Source organism: Streptomyces sp. NPDC006458 (assembly GCF_040612135.1).
Lineage (GTDB): Bacteria > Actinomycetota > Actinomycetes > Streptomycetales > Streptomycetaceae > Streptomyces.
Window position 1 is genome coordinate 115,746 of the sequence record NZ_JBEXPR010000004.1, and the last position, 16,430, is coordinate 132,175.

The 16,430-nt window shown below is 71.9% G+C and carries 11 protein-coding genes and 1 pseudogene; 4 read left to right on the forward strand and 8 right to left on the reverse strand.

Annotation, left to right across the window (positions count from 1 at the left end):
* The first annotated feature begins 374 nt into the window (after positions 1–374).
* Complete coding sequence (locus ABZZ79_RS07200; RefSeq protein ID WP_356687353.1) at positions 375–1,691, forward strand: MFS transporter; 1,317 nt, start codon at positions 375–377, stop codon at positions 1,689–1,691.
* A gap of 337 nt (positions 1,692–2,028) precedes the next feature.
* On the opposite strand, the gene ABZZ79_RS07205 is transcribed toward ABZZ79_RS07200, so the two are convergent.
* The 6 genes from ABZZ79_RS07205 to ABZZ79_RS07230 all read right to left on the reverse strand — a co-directional run bounded on the left by ABZZ79_RS07205 (position 2,029) and on the right by ABZZ79_RS07230 (position 9,825).
* Positions 2,029–4,257: a bifunctional serine/threonine-protein kinase/ABC transporter substrate-binding protein gene (locus ABZZ79_RS07205; RefSeq protein ID WP_356687355.1), complete on the reverse strand. Its 2,229-nt coding sequence runs from the start codon at positions 4,255–4,257 to the stop codon at positions 2,029–2,031.
* Entirely contained in the window at positions 4,257–6,506 is a 2,250-nt protein-coding gene (locus tag ABZZ79_RS07210; RefSeq protein ID WP_356687357.1) for a bifunctional serine/threonine-protein kinase/ABC transporter substrate-binding protein, read from the reverse strand. The genes ABZZ79_RS07205 and ABZZ79_RS07210 overlap by 1 nt, the downstream gene beginning before the upstream one ends.
* On the reverse strand, positions 6,506–7,342 hold the full coding sequence (locus tag ABZZ79_RS07215; protein ID WP_356687359.1) for a hypothetical protein: 837 nt from the start codon (positions 7,340–7,342) through the stop codon (positions 6,506–6,508). Before ABZZ79_RS07215 ends, ABZZ79_RS07210 begins: the two co-directional genes overlap by 1 nt.
* Positions 7,343–7,792: 450 nt before the next feature.
* The gene (locus ABZZ79_RS07220; protein WP_356687693.1) at positions 7,793–8,119 is read right to left on the reverse strand and encodes a GYD domain-containing protein; all 327 of its coding nucleotides are present in this window, start codon (positions 8,117–8,119) and stop codon (positions 7,793–7,795) included.
* 251 nt (positions 8,120–8,370) lie between these two features.
* A complete protein-coding gene (locus ABZZ79_RS07225) occupies positions 8,371–9,411 on the reverse strand; it encodes a M4 family metallopeptidase (RefSeq protein ID WP_356687361.1) in 1,041 nt (346 codons plus the stop codon).
* A gap of 138 nt (positions 9,412–9,549) precedes the next feature.
* Positions 9,550–9,825: a VCBS repeat-containing protein gene (locus tag ABZZ79_RS07230; RefSeq protein ID WP_356687363.1), complete on the reverse strand. Its 276-nt coding sequence runs from the start codon at positions 9,823–9,825 to the stop codon at positions 9,550–9,552.
* Between the two features lie 75 nt (positions 9,826–9,900).
* Here ABZZ79_RS07230 and ABZZ79_RS07235 point away from each other — a divergent pair, with 75 nt between their 5' ends.
* Together ABZZ79_RS07235 and ABZZ79_RS07240 are read left to right on the forward strand one after the other, a co-directional pair.
* Complete coding sequence (locus ABZZ79_RS07235) at positions 9,901–10,278, forward strand: hypothetical protein (RefSeq protein WP_356687365.1); 378 nt, start codon at positions 9,901–9,903, stop codon at positions 10,276–10,278.
* A 348-nt stretch (positions 10,279–10,626) separates the two neighbouring features.
* Positions 10,627–11,511, forward strand: a complete 885-nt coding sequence (locus ABZZ79_RS07240; protein ID WP_356687367.1) for a hypothetical protein — start codon at positions 10,627–10,629, stop codon at positions 11,509–11,511.
* 684 nt (positions 11,512–12,195) lie between these two features.
* On the opposite strand, the gene ABZZ79_RS07245 is transcribed toward ABZZ79_RS07240, so the two are convergent.
* Both ABZZ79_RS07245 and ABZZ79_RS07250 read right to left on the reverse strand, forming a co-directional pair.
* Positions 12,196–15,090 carry an RICIN domain-containing protein gene (locus tag ABZZ79_RS07245; protein WP_356687369.1) on the reverse strand — a complete coding sequence of 965 codons (2,895 nt, stop codon included), beginning with the start codon at positions 15,088–15,090 and terminating at the stop codon, positions 12,196–12,198.
* 922 nt (positions 15,091–16,012) lie between these two features.
* A pseudogene (locus ABZZ79_RS07250) lies at positions 16,013–16,190 on the reverse strand (transposase); the annotation flags it as partial.
* 37 nt (positions 16,191–16,227) lie between these two features.
* On the opposite strand from ABZZ79_RS07250, the gene ABZZ79_RS07255 reads away from it, so the two are divergent.
* Entirely contained in the window at positions 16,228–16,380 is a 153-nt protein-coding gene (locus tag ABZZ79_RS07255) for a hypothetical protein (RefSeq protein ID WP_356687718.1), read from the forward strand.
* Positions 16,381–16,430: the final 50 nt, after the last annotated feature.

The following is a 16,430-nucleotide window of genomic DNA, read 5'->3' on the forward strand; positions in this document are numbered from 1 at the left end:
GGGCTCAGCCCTTGGCGTCGATTCATCGACGCTGGACGCGACGGACGGCCCTACGCGCTTACACACTGATGTGGTGGCCGCTCGACAACTCCTTCAGGCCGTCCGCGAAGGCCCGTTCCTCCTGCACGCCGGGCCACTCGCCCTCCTCTTCGCCACCGAGCCGTAGGCCCTCCACTCGCACACAACCCGCCTGGGCGTCGCTCAGGGCCCTCGTCGCGAGACGATGTCACCGAGCCATGCAGGGGCCATGACCGCGCGGGCGCGGGCGTGGTCGGTGTCCGATCGCGGGTTCGCAGATGGCTGATTGCAGACGGAAGCCGTAGCCGTGACGCTTAGAGTGCGGCACCGTGCCTGCTTCTCCCCTTCGGTCCCACTTGTGGCGTGACCGGCAGTTTCTCCTGCTGGGTTCAGCTCGGACGATCTCCGTTCTGGGCAATGGCTTTGCCCGCGTCGCTCTGGGTTTCGCCGTGCTCGCCCTGCCGGGGGCGACGCCGGGGCGGCTGTCGTTGGTCCTGGCGTGTCAGGCCCTGCCCCAGCTGGTGTTCATCCTGGTGGGCGGAGTGATCGCGGACCGGATGTCCCGCGCACGGCTGATGGTGGTGGCTGACACAGTCGGCGCGGCAGCCTACGCGGGGCTGGCGATGCTCGTGCTGTCCGGGCATGCGCCATTGGCCCTCATGTGCGTGCTGGCTGTCGTGGCCGGCACCGCGACTGCGCTGTTCTCTCCCGCCATGGACGGCCTGGTGCCGCTGGTTGTTCCGGCGGAGCAGTTGCAGCAGGCCAACGGACTGCTGCGGGTGGGCACGAACAGCAGTCTGCTGCTGGGACTGGCACTTTCAGGGCTTGCCGTCGCGTGGATCGGGGCCGGCTGGGCTCTCGCGCTCAACGCCGCCTCTTTCGTCGTCAGCGCGCTCCTGACCGCTCGCCTGCGGGTTCCGGATCGGGCGGCCAAGGCGTCGTCCGGATGGGACGATCTCAAGGAAGGGTGGCGGGAGTTCGCCTCCCGGCAATGGCTGTGGGTCGTCGTCGCCCAGTACGCGGTCGTCGTCGCGGCCCTCAACGCCAACGTGGGAGTCCTGGGGCCCTTGCTGGCCCAGGAGTCCCTGGGCGGGGCCCGGGCCTGGTCGTTCATCGTCACGGCCCAGGCGTTCGGCACCATCGCCGGCGCCGGTCTCGCTGCACGTGTCCAGGTGAGACGGCCCGTCCTGGTAGCGGTTCTCGCCACGTTTCCCGCTGCCCTGCCCATCGCTCTGCTCGCCGTCTCGGCTCCGGTCTGGCTGACCGCGGTGGCCATGTTCTGCTCGGGCGTCGCCGCGGACGTCTTCGCGGTGCTGTGGTCCACGACCATCCAGCGCGAGGTTCCCGAAGAGACACTCTCCCGCGTCAGCTCGTACGAATGGTTCGGCTCTCTGGCCTTCGCACCGCTTGGGCTGCTCGTTGCCGGGCCCGTTGCCGACACTGTCGGCACCCGGCAGGCGCTGGCGGGCTGTTCCGCCCTGATCGTGCTGGCAACCGGGGCCGCCTTGCTGTCACCCCAGGTCCGCAGACTCGCCCCCGGGACGCTTCGGGCGGAGGGGGAGCGTCGACCGCAGGCACCGCCGTCAGCCGGATCACCCCCGGCGGACGAGGAGACGACCCACTCTCCCTCGGGCTGCGCCTCTTCGGCGACGGCAGTACCGTCAAGTCCATGACCGTCTGGAAGATGAGCGGCATGACCGGCTGACCTAGCACCGCCCTCGGGAAACAGCGGGCAGCGCGAAGAACCGCTCACCCCCGGGGGAGCGCGCCAGGGGGCCTTGCAGGAAGGCGTACATCCCTTCCCGGCCGTGCGGCCTCCAACGGAACGCGGCCCACGGCGAAGCCCTGCCAGCACACGCTGGCAGGGCTTCGCCGCCACCGCAGCCCGATGAGCGGCTCACGGGCAGGACCAGGCCGCCGACGAGTCCTTCGGATCGCGTGCGCCGCAGCTCGCCCTGACGACGGACGAAGGGTCCGCACCCGGCCGGAACACACTGCGGCCGTCCCACTTCACGACACCGCAGCCTCCCGGTACTGCCCCAGGTACCGGAACGCGCCGTCGACGGCCTGGAACTCGAACATCGCGTCGTGGTTGTAGCCGTACCCCGGCTCGTACTTGACCGTGCGGGTGATACCGGAGTACGTGATCTCGGGCATCCGGCGGGCGATCGCGCCCCGTTCCGTCAGCGTGGTGCCGTCCTTGTCGCAGGCCTGAGCCAGGAACATCACGGCGTCGTGGGCCTCCGCCGCATACCAGCCGGGGTCGGCGCCGAAGCGGGCGCGGTAGGCCGCCGTGAACGCGCGGCCGGAGGCGCGGGCCGTCGGGTCGGTGAAGGAGGTGACGAAGACCCAGCCCGCGGCGGCGGCGCCGGCCGACGCGAGGAACCGCGGGTCGAGAGCGCGTTCCGTCGCCATCCGGGCGCCGGTGAACCGGGCGGCGGTCAGCGCCGACGCAAGCCCCGCGGCCCTGACGGCGTCGCCGGTGAAGACGACCGCGTCCGCGCCGGCGGACCTCACCTCGGCGGCGAGCGACGCGTAGTCGATCCTCCCGGCGGCCACACGGGTCACCGTGACGTCCCGGCCGTTCTGCCGCAGCGCCTGCTCGGTCTGACCGCACACGGTCCAGGCGAAGTCGCCCTGCGCCCGGTCGTCCACGAGGAACACATGACGGGAGTCGACGTGGTTGCTGAGATAGCGGACGCACGGGGCGGCGAGAAGCCCGTACGTGACGCGCAGCGCCGCATGGCAGTGGAAGACGCTCGTGCCGAACGTCGAACTCAGTGTGTCGGTGCCCACCGACACGGACACGACGGGCATCACCGCCTCGGTGTACGTCCTCTCGGTGACACGGAAGCAGGCGTCGGTGGTGGGGCCCAGTACGGCGAGCACCTCGGCGTCCTTCGTCAGCCGGGTGGCGAGCGCGCCGGCCCGCCCGGTGTCGCCGCCGTCGTCGTACGTCCGCAGCTTCAGCCGGAAAGGGCGGTCGCGCTGCGCGTTGAGCTGTTCGACGGCCAGCCGGGCGCCGTTGAGCTGGGCCTTCCCACTCTCCTTGCGGGCGCCGGTCAGATCGCCGTGGAACGCCACGACCAGTTCGGGGCGCGGACGGCCGGTCCCGGACGGCGTGGACGTTCCCGGCTTCGCCCGGGTGCTCCACCACCAGGCCCCGCCACCGCCCGCCGCGAGGAGCCCCGCCGTCGAGCCGACACGCAGGAACCCGCGGCGGCCTATCGCCCGCGGTGTGGGGCGGGTGGCGGTGACGGCCGTCAGCGTCGCGGCCTCCGGCGACACCGTGCTCGCCGTGTTCGACGGTGTGGACGCGGACACCTGGGTCGGCTCGATCGCGCCGATGGTGAGCACGGCGGCGGACCTGTCGTTGATCAGCCGAGTGACCGGCGCGGGCAGCCAGTCGGACGGTCCGGCGGAGTCGGCCGCCATAGCCTCCCCGAGCGTCGCACGGAGGCGCGCGAGGCTCGGGCGGCGGGCCGGGTCCTTGTGCAGGCAGGCTCTCAGCAGGGGCGTCAGGCCGTCCGGGAGCGCCGCCGGATCGGGCTCCTCGTAGACCGTGCGCAGCAGCACCCCCGCCGCCGCGCCGCCGCCGAACGGCCGCACCCCGGTCGCGGCGAACGCCAGCACGCACCCCAGCGAGAACACGTCGCTGGGCGGGCCGGTCTCGCCGCCCCGCGCCCGCGCCTGCTCGGGCGACAGGAAGCCGGGCGAGCCGACGATCACGCCGCTGGAGGTGAGCGCGGTGGCCTCCGGCGCGCGGGCGATGCCGAAGTCGATGAGCCGTGGCCCGTCCGGGGCCAGCAGGACGTTCCCCGGCTTCACGTCGCGGTGCACGAGACCGGCCCCGTGCACCGCCTCCAGCGCCTCGGCGAGCCGCACGCCCAGCACGCGCACGGAGGCGAGCGACAGCGGCCCGAAGGCGTCCACCGCCTCGGCGAGCGAGGGCCCCGGCACGTAAGAGGTCGCCAGCCACGGCGTCTCCGCGTCGGCGTCCGCGTCCAACAGCGGGACCACCCAGCGGCTGGCGACCTGCCGGGCGGCCTCGACCTCACGGCGGAAACGGGCCCGGAACCCGCTCTCGTCGGCGTACGAGGACCGGACCGTCTTCACCGCGGCGATCGCCCCGCCCGGCGCACGGGCCAGGAAGACCACGCCCATTCCGCCGGCGCCCAGCCGCCGCAGCAGACGGTAGCGGCCGATCCTGGACGGGTCGCCGGCCCGCAGGGGTTCCATCAGGCGGTGAGCGGCGCGGGGCCGTCGTACACGAAGTCACCCTGGTCCACCCGCCACAGGAAACCGCCGGTGCCGTCGATGGTCATCATGCCGTTCTTCTCGAAGGCAAACGCCTTGGTGATGCCCTGGTACTTCCCGTCCCGCACGGCCGTGAGCAGGTTCCGCCGGGTGCGGCTCTTCGACGGCAGCCCGGCCAGGGCCTTCAGCAGCATCCCGGTCACGTCGTAGGCCTCGGCCGCGTAGCGGGGCGGCGCCTCCTTGAAGCGCTCCCGGTAGGCGGCGGCGAACTTCCGCGCCTCGGGTTTGCGCGTCGCGTCGATGACCGGGGCCACCATCACCCAGCCCTCGGCCCCTTCCTGAGCCTGCGTCAGGAACCGTTCGTCCAGCAGCGCCGGGCCGGACACCCGCGCACCCTGGAAGGCGCGTTCCCGCAGCGTCTCGGCGATCAGCGCTCCCCGGTCGGGCAGACCGGCGAAGAACACGGAGTCGGCGCCGGCCGAGAGAACCGAGTCCACCGCGGTGCCGAAATCGCGGCGCATCGCGCTCACCACTTCCGGTACGGACGGGTACGGGATGCTGCCGAGCACATTGCTGAGGGAACTGGCCAGATTCGTCCCGTAGGTGCCGGCCGGGCGGTCGACGACGATGCCGACCTTGCGCGATCGCGCGGCGCCGCGCAGGTAGTTGCTCACGTAGATGGGCAGCACCGCGTCGGGCAGCCGTGCGTGCAGGAACGAGCGGAACCCCTGGATGGACAGGGTGGTCGTGCCGGGGGACACGGCGACGACCGGCAGCAGCCCGGCGTCGTACGTCGCGAGCGCCGCCTGCCCGGTGTCGTCGGTGGTCGGGCCGACCACGGCGAGGACCGCCGGATCGTCGGTGAGCTCCGCCGCGACCCGGGCCGAGGCCGCCGGATCGCCCCCGTCGTCGACGGCCTTGACCTGCACGGTGAACGGGGCGTCGGCGCGCGCGTTGAACTCCGCGACCGCGAGCCGCAGTCCGCGCTCCTGGGCCCGGCCCGTCGCCCGCTGCGGGCCGCTGAGGTCGCCGTGCAACGCGATGGTGTGCACCGGCCGGCGCGGGGACGCGGCGGCGCCAGGGCTCTCGCCTCCCGAGCCGCCCTCGCGGGCGACCGCCCACCAGGCCCCACCCCCACCCGCCGCCAGCGCCGCGGCCCCGCCGGCGAGCAGCAGGAAACGACGCCGGCCGGCCGGGCGGGAGTCCTGCGGCTCCTCCGTCCCGGACGTCTCACCCGTGTCGGGCTCCGCCGGGTCGGGAGCGTGCGACGCGTCGGACGGCACCAGGGTGTGGTCGATGTCCGGCAGCGCGAGCGCGGCGGCCGAGCGCTCGGCGATCAGCCGGGCGACCGGCTCGGGCAGCCACCCGGACACCCCCTCGTCCCGCGGTGCGGCCTCGGCCGCCCCTGCCTCCTGCGCGGCGCCGTCGGCCGTCAGCTCCCGCACCAGCTCACCGGCATCCGGCCGCCGGGCGGGATCCTTCTCCAGGCAGCGGCCCAGCACGTCGAGCAGGCCTGCCGGCACCCCTTCGAGGTCCGCCGGGTCGTGGACGGCCCGGTACAGCAGCGCGTCGACCGCTCCGCTGCCGAACGGCGCCCGGCCGGTCGCCGCGAACGCCAGGACACAGCCGAGCGAGAACACGTCGCTCGCGGGGCCGATACCGTCCCCGACACGCCCCTCGGCCTGCTCGGGAGACAGATAACCGGGCGTGCCGACCACCATCCCGGTCGCCGTGAGCGTCCGGTCCTCGGGCGCGCGGGCGATGCCGAAGTCGATGAGCCGCGGCCCGTCATGGGCGATCAGCACATTGCCCGGCTTCAGGTCCCGGTGGACCAGCCCGGCCCGGTGCACCTCGCCCAGCGCCTCGGCCAGCCGGGCGCCGAGCAGCCGCAGACCGTGTTCGGGCAGCGGCCCGTACGCGGTCACGGCCTCGCCCAGCGACGGTCCGGGCACGAACGCCGTGGCCAGCCACGGCGCCTCGGCGTCCGGGTCGGCGTCCACCAGCGGCACCACCCAGGGGCTGTCGACCCGCCGGGCGACCTCGACCTCGCGGCGGAACCGCTCCTTGAAGCCCGGCTCCTCGGCGTACTCGGCGAGCAGCACCTTCAGCGCCACCAGCGCGCCGCCCGGCGTGCGCGCGAGGTACACCACGCCCATGCCTCCGGCGCCGAGCCGCCCGAGCAGGCGGTGGTCCGCGATTCGCGCGGGATCCGACGAACGCAGCGGCTCCATCAGCTGTCTCCTCCGAGCTCGAACTCCACGCGGTTGAGCATCGTGCCGTTGGCGTTCGACGCGTACTTGTCCAACTCGTTGTCCGAGTAGCCCTGCGCGCCCTTCACCGACACCGCCAGGGTCACCGTGCCGAGCCGGGTGACGTACCAGCGGTAGGTCTGCTCGCTTTTCCCGGTGAGGTACTTGCCTATTTCCACGACCTGGTCGTCGGAGTAGGTGTTGTTGCCCTGGCCGTAGGGAGTGGCGGTCGACATGAGTCCATAGATCCACTCGTCGGCGCGGACCTGCTGCTGCCTGCAGCGCAACGGCTCCTCCAAAGTGGAGGCCAGCCGCTCGTCGGCGTCACGCACGGTGGTGTGCACGGTGACCGACGCGGTCACCTTGACCTCGCCCCTGCCGTCGGCCGCGGGAATCTCGCTGTAGCGGGTCAGGGACGCCAGGACGCCCTGGGGCAGTGCCTGCCGGTCCCACAGGCACCGCTCGTCCAGCACGGCGACGGTGCCCGGGGTGCTCACGGCCGGCTCCTGCGCCCGGAAATCCGCGCCCCACTCCTGCGGTTTCAGCGCGACGGCCGCTGCCAGCGCCTCGGCCCGGCTCTTCGTCCTGGGCACCTTGGCGGGGTCCGCCTGGATCGGCGTCAGCGACGACGCGTCACCACCCGAGGGCGACGCCGACGCGGCGGCCGTGGAACTCGAAGGTGCCGAAGGGCTCGGCCCGGCCGCCTTGCCGTCGTCCCCGAAACCGCAGCCGCCGAGCACCACGGCCGCCGTGGCGACCGACGCGGCGCCCCGCCACGACCAAGTCCTCCTGTGCACAACGGCGTTGTCGTCGTCCATCCCCGCCCCCTCGCTCACGAGCCCCCGCTCGCACGCGATGATCGTACCGACGGACACGGGAGCGAGCGGGCGGTTGCACGAACAGGGGACGGGCCGGGTCAGCGAGCGTCGGCCCCGTCCTCGCCGGCAGCCCCGGAGGACCGCTCCGCCGACCGCCCTACCGATCGCTGCGACGGCTGCGGCGGCTGCGGCGGCGGTGACCTGGCAGGTGACTTCGATGATGTCCGGGTCACCGTACGGGACTTCGGGCAGCTGCGAGCGCAGGGCGTCGCCGCTGAACGGCGGAACCCGCCCTGCTTCCCGGCCAGGTGGGATGGTCAGAGGCAGGGCAGGACAGGGCTGGGCGACGGCGAGAGCTTCGGTATGCCGACCATCGAGTTGTGGGACCGCGGCCGGAGTGCGCAGTCCGGACAGCTCACCTGTCACCCGACACGCGTCGGCCCTGGACCGCTACGCGCCCGGCGCCCGGTACTGGACTCGTTCGGCACTGCGCAGGGCATCCATGGTTTCGTCGACGGTCAGGAGAACTGTCGTCTCGAACGAGCTGAGCGCGCCGCCCCCACTGATCGCCAGCGCAACCGCGGCCATGGACACGTTGTCGGGGGCCTCCCAGAGGTTGTACCCGTCGTGCGTGCCGAAGGCGTACCAGAAGCCGTGGAGCTTCCCGCCGACGGACTCGATGTACGCCTGAGCGGCCTTCGCGCGGTCCTCGGGGTGGACGATCAGCCTCGCCCAAGTCTCCGGTGTGTAGCTGAACCTCGATAGATAGAGCGGCATCATGTCTCCCTTTCGTTCCACCAAGGGATGCCCCGGCGGGACGGGAAACGCGCCGGATGCGGCCCGCGTATCCCCCGAACGGCTGGGGCCTCTCCAACCATGTCTCCGCCGCGCGAGCCGCATCCGATGCCCGGGAGCAGGAGCTACGCGAAAGGGAACGCGTGCGGCGTAGGTCGTGCCGATCAGCTGGTGATCGCGAGGCCGACGGTGTCCCGGAGGCGGCCGGCCGGCTGCCTCCGGGACGTCGCGCGTCAGGCGACGCCGGGGAACTCCCGGGCCTGGAACGCGGCGCGGACCGCGTCCGCCGCGCTCTTGCCGTACATCTTCTGCGCCGTCACGACCGTCGTGTTCGCGGCCGCCGCGAAGCTGGTGTCGGGGGCGAAGCCGAACTGGGCGTTGACGATGATCCGGTCGGCGACGCGCGGGCCGAGGGCGGTACGGATGTCGAGCAGCGCACGGGACCAGATCTCGCCGTCCGCGTGGACCTCGCCGACCCGGTCCGCGTACGTCTTGTCGGAGTCGATCCGGCGCAGACAGTGCGGGGCGTTGCTGTACGTGACGGAGTCCCAGTCGGCGACGCAGGCGACGTCGGCCTTCAGCGGCCAGCCGTACCGTGCGGCGGCGTGCTCGCCGACGGCGACGGCCAGGTAGTCGCCGAACGCCTCGCCGATGGAGCCGGCTTCCAGGGAACTGCCGAAGCCGGGCACCTGGGCATGGTGCACGGCATGGCCGTACTCGTGCACAACGACCTCGGCGTCCTCGGCGTCGTCCACGCCGCCCTTGCCGAGGCGGATCTCTGCCTTCTTGTCGGTGAAGAAGGAGTTGTCGGCGCCCCACTGGTTGATGCGAACCGGCTGCACCCGGTCGTTGGCGCCGGGCAGCTCGCTGCCGAAGCCAAGGCCCTGCAGGTACTCCTGCGCCTCATTGACCCAGAAGTAGGCCATGACCTGCTCGAACTGGTCGTCGTGCCGGTCGTACGAGGCGGCGTCGGCGAGCCGCGCGGAGGCGCCGGTGTCGGAACGGACCGAGGCCCACCGGCCGGAGAGCCCGCCGTCGCCGTCCAGATTGCGCAGGGCGACGGTGGCATAGGCGGTGGCGGGGACCGCTGCGGCGGCGTCCTTGCCGTCGGTGAGGGTCTGGTCGCCCGAGGACTGGACGGGGTTGACCATGAAGACGCGGGCCTGCGGGCCGGGCACGGCGGGGGCGGTGGCGGAGGCCGAGCCGGCCGTGACGATCAGGGCCACGGTGGCCGTGGCTGCGGCGAGCAGACCGCGGGGTGTGCGGTGAGCCATGTATATCCTCCCGTTGCGGATGGCGTGGAAGCGGTGGTGCGCTGCGGGCGTGATCTTCGCGCACGGACCCCGTCTTTGACCAGGTTCATGGCAGGCCGCATGGTCCGGGCCTTCGAGGGAGCGGTGCGCGCCGGGCCGTCAGAACACGCCCTTGCACACCGGCCGTCCCGAGGCGATCTTCGCGCGGGGGCCGAACGTCCCCGAGCCGGTGCCGTTGTTGCGCCACAGGTTGCCGGAGGTGTCACGGGAGAGGATGTCCGACTTGCCGTCACCGGTGATGTCGCCGACGCCCACGATCTCCTTGCAGCCCGACCAGTTCGCCGCGATCCGCACTACACGGTCAACGCCGGTCCCGAGTCGTCGGGGCGAGGCCATCAGCTTGACATGTACGTGCCGTTGGGGACGAACGCCCATGGACGCGCCTGTCCGCGTCGACGTAGGCCACGCGCCCGCCGAACTTGTCCACGGTCCAGGTCACCCCGCGGCTACATGGAGGCGGGGCTCGTCCTCTACCGGGGCGACGACGACTACATCGCGCTCCAGCGCAAGCACAACCAAGGCAGCCCCACCGTCACCCTCTCCACCGAGCGCGGCGGCTGGGCCGAGGAGCCGTACCGCGTGCCCGACCCGGAGCAGCAGGACATCTGGCTGCGCCTGCAGCGCACGGCGGACGGTGTCATCGCCTCTTACTCTCTCGACGGCAGCACCTTCACGCCCCTCGGCGCGGCCATCGACGCCTCTTGGCTGAGCGGCGCCCGCGTCGGGGTGCTGGCCGAGGTGGAGAGCGTGTCCGACACCGACGCCCCCTTCAGGTTCCGGGACTTCACCGTCGACGACACCCCCCTCCGCTTCACCTCCGAATGGTGACCCGGCCCACCCACCGACCGGCCACCCGCTCCTCCCGCTCCTCCCGCTCCTCCCGCTCCTCCCGCAGGACGTGACATGAACAGGCGTCTTCTCGATCCGTCGGCGGCCTTGGCCGCCCTGTCGGCCGGAGTGCTGCTGTGCGCAGTGCTCGCCACGGCCCCGGCCCCGGCCGAGCAGGTACGGCAGAGCACGGCCGCGGTCTCCGCGCCGGACCCCCACCCCCTCGAGTCGGTCCGACGACCCCGGCTACCTCGCCAAGGTCGACGCGTACTTCGCGCAGATCGCCGCGAAGACGTCCGGAATGTTCGTGAAGGACGGCGGGTCACGCTGCCCGACACGCCCCTGGCCATGCCGGCCGACCGCTCCGTCGTGTTCCCCGTGATGACCGACCTGAACGGCGTGGACCTGCGCTGGGCCACGGTCGAACCGCTGGCCAAGCTGTCCGACGCCTCAGTGCCGACCTGGGTGTACTGGGCTCCGCAGTGGACGGACCGCAAGCTCGCCTTCGACCGGGACGTCGTACTCACCAGCGAACTCGGCACGGTCACGCGGGCCCTGACCACCGACGAGCTCGTCGTGACCGTCCCCGCCGGGCAGCGCACCTCGCTGCTCGTGCAACGGCCCGGGACCACCACCGTATGCGCCCGGATCATCGTGCTCGGCGAGGCCGAGTCCCTGGGCGCGGTCGTGGCTCCGCTCAACGGCCGCGACCGTCTGATCCTCACGGGAGCGGCCGAACTGACCGGCGTACGGCCGACCGTGCGGTTCGCGGCGAAGGCCGGCACCACGATCACCGCCGACGTCTTCCCGGCCGCCGGGCTCTCACCGTCGGCGGGGTGGCGGTCCGCGAAGACCGCCGCGCCGTTCGCCCGGTACACCTTCTCCCTCGCCTCGGGTCCGGCGGCACCGAAGATCACGTCCGTCGGCACGGGCCGCTGGCGCATCACCAGCGACCCGGCCGCCCTGGCCGGGCTGGCCGAGGCCCGCCTGGTCCTCGACTACCGGGGCGCCGAGGCCACGCTGGTCGCAGCGGGGACGCCGCTCACCAACGACCTCTACCACGGGGAGTCCTGGAGCATCGACCTCAAGCATCTCGACGACGCGGCCCGCGCCGACCTCGTCCTCACGGTCTCGCCCTGGGACGGCTCGATCCACGGCGTCACACCGCCCTCGGGCCCGACACCGGCCCTGCCGTCCGTGACCTGGGCTCCGATCCGCGAGGTCGGCTGGTAACCCCGCTCGCCGGGCGCGTCACGGGACGAGAGAGGACGCCTCGGGCGGTCGTACGGCCGGGTCGCCGGTCGGGACGAGCGGGGTGACCCGGAGGGTCGTCGACGTCGGTGAGTCGACCACGGTGGCGGAAGGCGGCGCGTCGGCGATCGGCGCAGCCGCCTTCCGTCACGCGGTCGGCGGCGCGTCGGCGATCGGCGCAGCCCCCTTCCGTCACGCGGTCGTGCCCGGCCGGCGTGCCCCGCGGAAGGCCACCTCCGCCTTGCCGTACGAACCGGCGTGGCTACGGCCCGCCGGTGAACCCGCCGCGAAGTCCGCACGGGAGTGCGCGTCGGCCGGCCAGTTCGTCATCCGGGCCGTGAAGGAATCCGCGCACTCGCAGGGCCCGGACCGCTCGAAAGCGGACCAGAACCCAGCTGAGTGGATGCCACCGTTTCCCGACGCGCACGGCCGGCACGTGGGCGAGGCCGGGCAGCCGTCCATTACGCCCGGGCGATGAAGTGAACCCCGGCCGCTGGGACTTCAGCTCCGCGAACCCGCGCCGACGTCGGCGGCACTCTTCACCAGCGGCCGTTCCTTCATGCGGCGTTGCTCTGCACCTCGAAGCGTGAAGTACGGCCGCCCTGCTGCCTCGTGACGAAGTCGAGGCAGCAGGGCAGGTGATCCGTCGAGGTTGAAACACCAAGCTCAGACGCTCTCCAGGCGCCACTCCTGGCTGGGGCCGCCGGTGGCCGTGCGCTGGACGACGCGGGCACCGTCGGTTGCGGAAGCGTTCTCCACATCCGCGTACAGGCCGCTGGAGACGTTGACCAGGCAGTGGTGGCCGCTGGTTGCGGCGGGGACGAGCTTCCACCACTGGTTGGCGCTGTCGGTGTTGGTCCACTGGTCCAGAGACCCGCCGTCGGTGGTGGAGGCACCGGGGTTGTCGAGGACCTTGCCGCTGTGGAGGTTGGACAGGCGGAAGGAGCCGTCGTAGCCGGGCTTGAGCGCCCAGCGCTGGTTGTTCCCGCCGGTCCAGGGCCACTGGATGACCTCGGCGCCGTCGGCGGTCGAGGCACCGGAGACGTCCAGCACCTTGCCGCTGTGGCGGTTGACCAGACGGTACGTGCCGGTCATCAGGCCCACCGTGAGCTGGGTCCGGACGCCCGCGGTGAGGGTCACCTTCCTGGCGTGGGCGCCCAGCGGGGACGGGGCGACGGGGGCGGTGGTGGTGAGTGAGTTGATGCCCCGGCGGCAGACCAGGGTGATGTCCTGGGTGATGTCCGAGGTGACGGTGGCGGTGGCACTGCGCGTGGCGGTGTCCCAGGTGAGGCTCTCGACGAGCACGCGGTTGCGGCCGCGTACGCCTCTGATGGTGCCCTTGGCCAGTTGGTCGGGCAGGGCGGGCAGGATTTCGAGGATGCCCGGGCGGGTGTACACGAGTGCTTCGGAGAGGATGGCGGGCAGGGAGTTGGCGGCGTCGCTGTTGTAGATGTGCCAGTCGGGGTTGTGGGAGGTCATCAGCGAGCGCCAGACCATCCTGCTGCCGAGGATCTTGAGCAGGTTGTCGTAGACGCCGGCGCCGTCCTTGAGGCGGGCCCAGGCCAATGCCCGGTGGAGGGCGCCGTGGGCGGAGTAGTTCTCGTCGCCCCGGAGGACGAGGGCGCGGCGGGAGGCGCGGACCAGGTCGGGGGTGTCCTCGGGGTTGATCTCGTGCAGGGGCCAGGCTCCGTAGAGGTGGTGGGCGTGCCGGTGGTTGTAGCGGTCGTACAGGCCGGGCCAGGACCACTCGGCGAGCGCGCCGTCACCGTTGACCTTGTACTCGGGCAGCTTGGCCAGGAGGGCCTTCCAGCGGGCCACTCCCTGCCCGCTGCCCTGCTCCACGCCGAGGGCGTCGGCGGCGTCGATGGCGGCCTGGAGTGCGTGCCGGCCGGCCATGATGTCGCCGGTGGCGTTGATCGAGAGCGGCTGGCCGGTGTTGGAGGGTGAGTTCTCCATCGAGAAGGACGGCACGAAGACGGCCTTGCCGTCGGCGTCGGTCCGGGTGAGGAAGTCCTCGTAGAAGAGAGCGAGTTCCATGAGGGCCGGGCCGAGCTTGTCACGCAGGAAGGCGGTGTCGCCCGTGACCTCGTAGTACTCCAGCAGCGGATACAGCAGCCAGTCCGCGCCGCCGGTCCAGCACTGCCCGGGGAAGTCGCCGTTGAAGTGGAGCATCTGGCCGTACTCGCCGTCGGTGCGGGTCGGCGCGAGGAAGCCGCGGGCACCGTAGAACTTCTGGGCGTTGACGCGCCAGTCGGCGAGCTGGCCGAGGACCAGGTCGAAGTAGCCCTGCATGGCGGTGCCGTGGCTGAGGATGTTGCCGCCGGCGACCTGGAGGTTGATGTTGGCGTCGGTGGTGAAGTCATCCGCCCAGGCGCCGGTCCAGGTGCCCGACCACACGCCCGTCAGACGGGGCGGCAGTACACCGGTGGAACTGACGAAGAAGTAGCGCCCGGAGTCGTACAACCGCTCCAGCAGCGCCAGGTCGATCTTCGAGCGGTCGCTGTCCTGACGTGTGGTCAGCTCACCCGTCGACAGCTTCCGGTCGGCGTCCGACACCCCGAGGTCCAGGGACGAGCCGTCGAACAGCGCCCGGTGCAGGGGGGTGTGGCGGCCCAGCAGGGTCGCGTAGTCGGCGGACAGGGCGGCGAGCGCGGTGTGCAGGGGCTTGGAGTTCCAGCCGGTGGCCGTCTCGTAGCGGTCGAGCTTGGTGAGCAGCAGCACCTTGGACGCCTTCGCCACGACGAGGGTCGAGCCGCTCGCGCTCACCGTGGCCTTGGTGCCGGTGACCACGACACGGGTCACGCCTTCGTAGCCGTACGCCCCCTGGCCGGCGGGGTAGGTGCCGCGCAGGTTCAGATAGCCGTTGCGGTTGCTGACCGTCGCGATGCCGGTGAAGGAGACGTTACTCGGCACCCCTTCGAGCACGGTGTTCGCCCGGATCGTGGTGTCGATCGTCCGCCCGGGCGCCGGCGTCAGTTCATGGACGATGACCTTGTCCGCCCGCGAGACGAAGACGCGGCGCTGCCAGACGCCGTACCCGTCCTTCCAGCTGTGGGTGACCTCGCCGGTGCGGAAGTCGGTGATCCGGGCATAGTCGTTCGCGGTGGTCATCGCGGGGGTGCTGAGCCGGAGCTCGTAGCCGGGGTGGAAGGTCTGCGTCCACCGCAGGTCCCATCCGTCGGAGAATTCGGTGGCGGCTCCCCAGTAGTCGCCCGCGAGGGCCTTGTCCCGAACGGATTCCAGTCGGCCGGAGAGATCGGGCGGGCTGATGTCGCGGGTGCCGTTCGGCAGGACGAAGCGGTGGTGGTTGAGGATGATGCGCTCGTCCGTCGGCGTGCCGTGGACCACGGCACCGTACTCACCGTTGCCCGTGACGAATCCGTCGCCCCAGTTCGTGGCGGGCGTGGTGTCGTACATGCCCCGCTGCGGGAGCGTGACCTGAGGGGGGACGGCGGCATACGCCCAGGGCGATCCCAGCCCGGGCAGGGCGATCACGCCGGCGGTCACGGCTGCCGAGGCGATGAAGCGTCGGCGGTCCAGGAAGGCGTCGGGGATGTGCATGGGGCGTTTCCGTTCACCAGGTGGAGCAGAGGTGTGAACGTGGCACATGCCGGTCGGCCGACCAGGCGGAGCGTACGCCGGGCAGGTCGCCGCACACTCGGCAGGAGAAGCGTGACCAAAGCGATCGCATCTCGCATGTTTACGTTCACATAAAGCGCAGACAGTGCAGCACGCACCTTTGGGGGGCGTCAACGGTCGTGCACGGAGGCGTTTCCGCGGCGAGTGGAGGCGGCGCCCGGTGTGCCACCTGTCGGACTGGTATCCGCAGCCCTCGGCCCTGTCCCTCGCGGGCGTCCGGAGGTGAATGAACCGGTTCGGCGGCGACGCCGTTGCGATCACCCTTCGCGAGCCCGGGGAGGCCGAACAGCCGGCGTCGAAGGGTTGGATGCGGTGGCGTCGGTCCGAGCGGAACCGGGCGATGCGGGGCTGCGTGATCCTGACCTGCGACGACGCCCGCGGAGGACGGTTCCCCCGGTATCGACGCCGGGTGGTGAGGGAGAGTGCTGGGGTCGCGCGACACGGTGCCGAGGTGACGTCGGCGGCTCCTGGCGGACCTCCTTGACGGGCTGCCGGACGAACCTCGACCGGGCCGCCCTCGCACGGTGATGGGCGAGCAGATCACCCATCCGATTGCCCGGAGCCGGAGTCGAAGCCGGAGAACGCCGTCCCTTGGTCGACCCGGTCCATGGCGAAGCAGTCCTGCCTGTACCGGTCCCCGGTCCACTGTGGCCGGGGTCTTGTGGGCGTTCGGCCTGCGGCCGCACCACGCGAAGACGTCTGTACCGTCCACGGACCTGTGACGGTCCACAGCAGGGTGGCAACCCACGGCTGAGCGGACTCGGGAACCCGCCGGAGCGGACTGCGCGCGCAGCGGGTGCGGCCTCTGCCAGGAGGTGACTGACGGGGGCGCCGCGAGCGCGGCGACCAGCCGGTGCGGGCGGACGTCGATGACGCGGCCGCCTTCGCGGACTGCCTGGGCCGGCGCGTCGACGCGTACGAAGGCGTAGGGCCCCTGCACCAAGGGCCGGTCACGGAAGACCGCGACCCGCTCGTCCAGCTGCGCGCCCATCGCGCTGACCTGCGACATCGGGACTGAGCGTGGCGAACTCGCCCTCGGCGAGGGCGTGCGGGCGCACAGTGCCTGATGCGGTCATCGCGCTGATCCCCCTCGAATTCCTGGCCGTGTTGAAGATCAGCCAATGGCTGTTCCTTCGCCTGCGCGAGCCTCATCCCGACGCCGGAGCGGATTCCCCGATCGGGTCGGTCGCCTGTTCAGCTGTGGTGACCTGACACACCGTCAGCCTCGAACATGCTGGCAGGCGGGCGCCGCCATCCTTCCC

Bases quoted from the DNA above. Each gene is read 5' to 3' on its own strand.
- ABZZ79_RS07205 (WP_356687355.1), bottom strand. From the start codon at position 4,257: ATGGAACCCCTGCGGGCCGGCGACCCGTCCAGGATCGGCCGCTACCGT.
- ABZZ79_RS07210 (WP_356687357.1), bottom strand. From the start codon at position 6,506: ATGGAGCCGCTGCGTTCGTCGGATCCCGCGCGAATCGCGGACCACCGC.
- ABZZ79_RS07215 (WP_356687359.1), bottom strand. From the start codon at position 7,342: ATGGACGACGACAACGCCGTTGTGCACAGGAGGACTTGGTCGTGGCGG.
- ABZZ79_RS07220 (WP_356687693.1), bottom strand. From the start codon at position 8,119: ATGCCGCTCTATCTATCGAGGTTCAGCTACACACCGGAGACTTGGGCG.
- ABZZ79_RS07225 (WP_356687361.1), bottom strand. From the start codon at position 9,411: ATGGCTCACCGCACACCCCGCGGTCTGCTCGCCGCAGCCACGGCCACC.
- ABZZ79_RS07230 (WP_356687363.1), bottom strand. From the start codon at position 9,825: ATGGGCGTTCGTCCCCAACGGCACGTACATGTCAAGCTGATGGCCTCG.
- ABZZ79_RS07235 (WP_356687365.1), top strand. From the start codon at position 9,901: ATGGAGGCGGGGCTCGTCCTCTACCGGGGCGACGACGACTACATCGCG.
- ABZZ79_RS07240 (WP_356687367.1), top strand. From the start codon at position 10,627: ATGCCGGCCGACCGCTCCGTCGTGTTCCCCGTGATGACCGACCTGAAC.
- ABZZ79_RS07245 (WP_356687369.1), bottom strand. From the start codon at position 15,090: ATGCACATCCCCGACGCCTTCCTGGACCGCCGACGCTTCATCGCCTCG.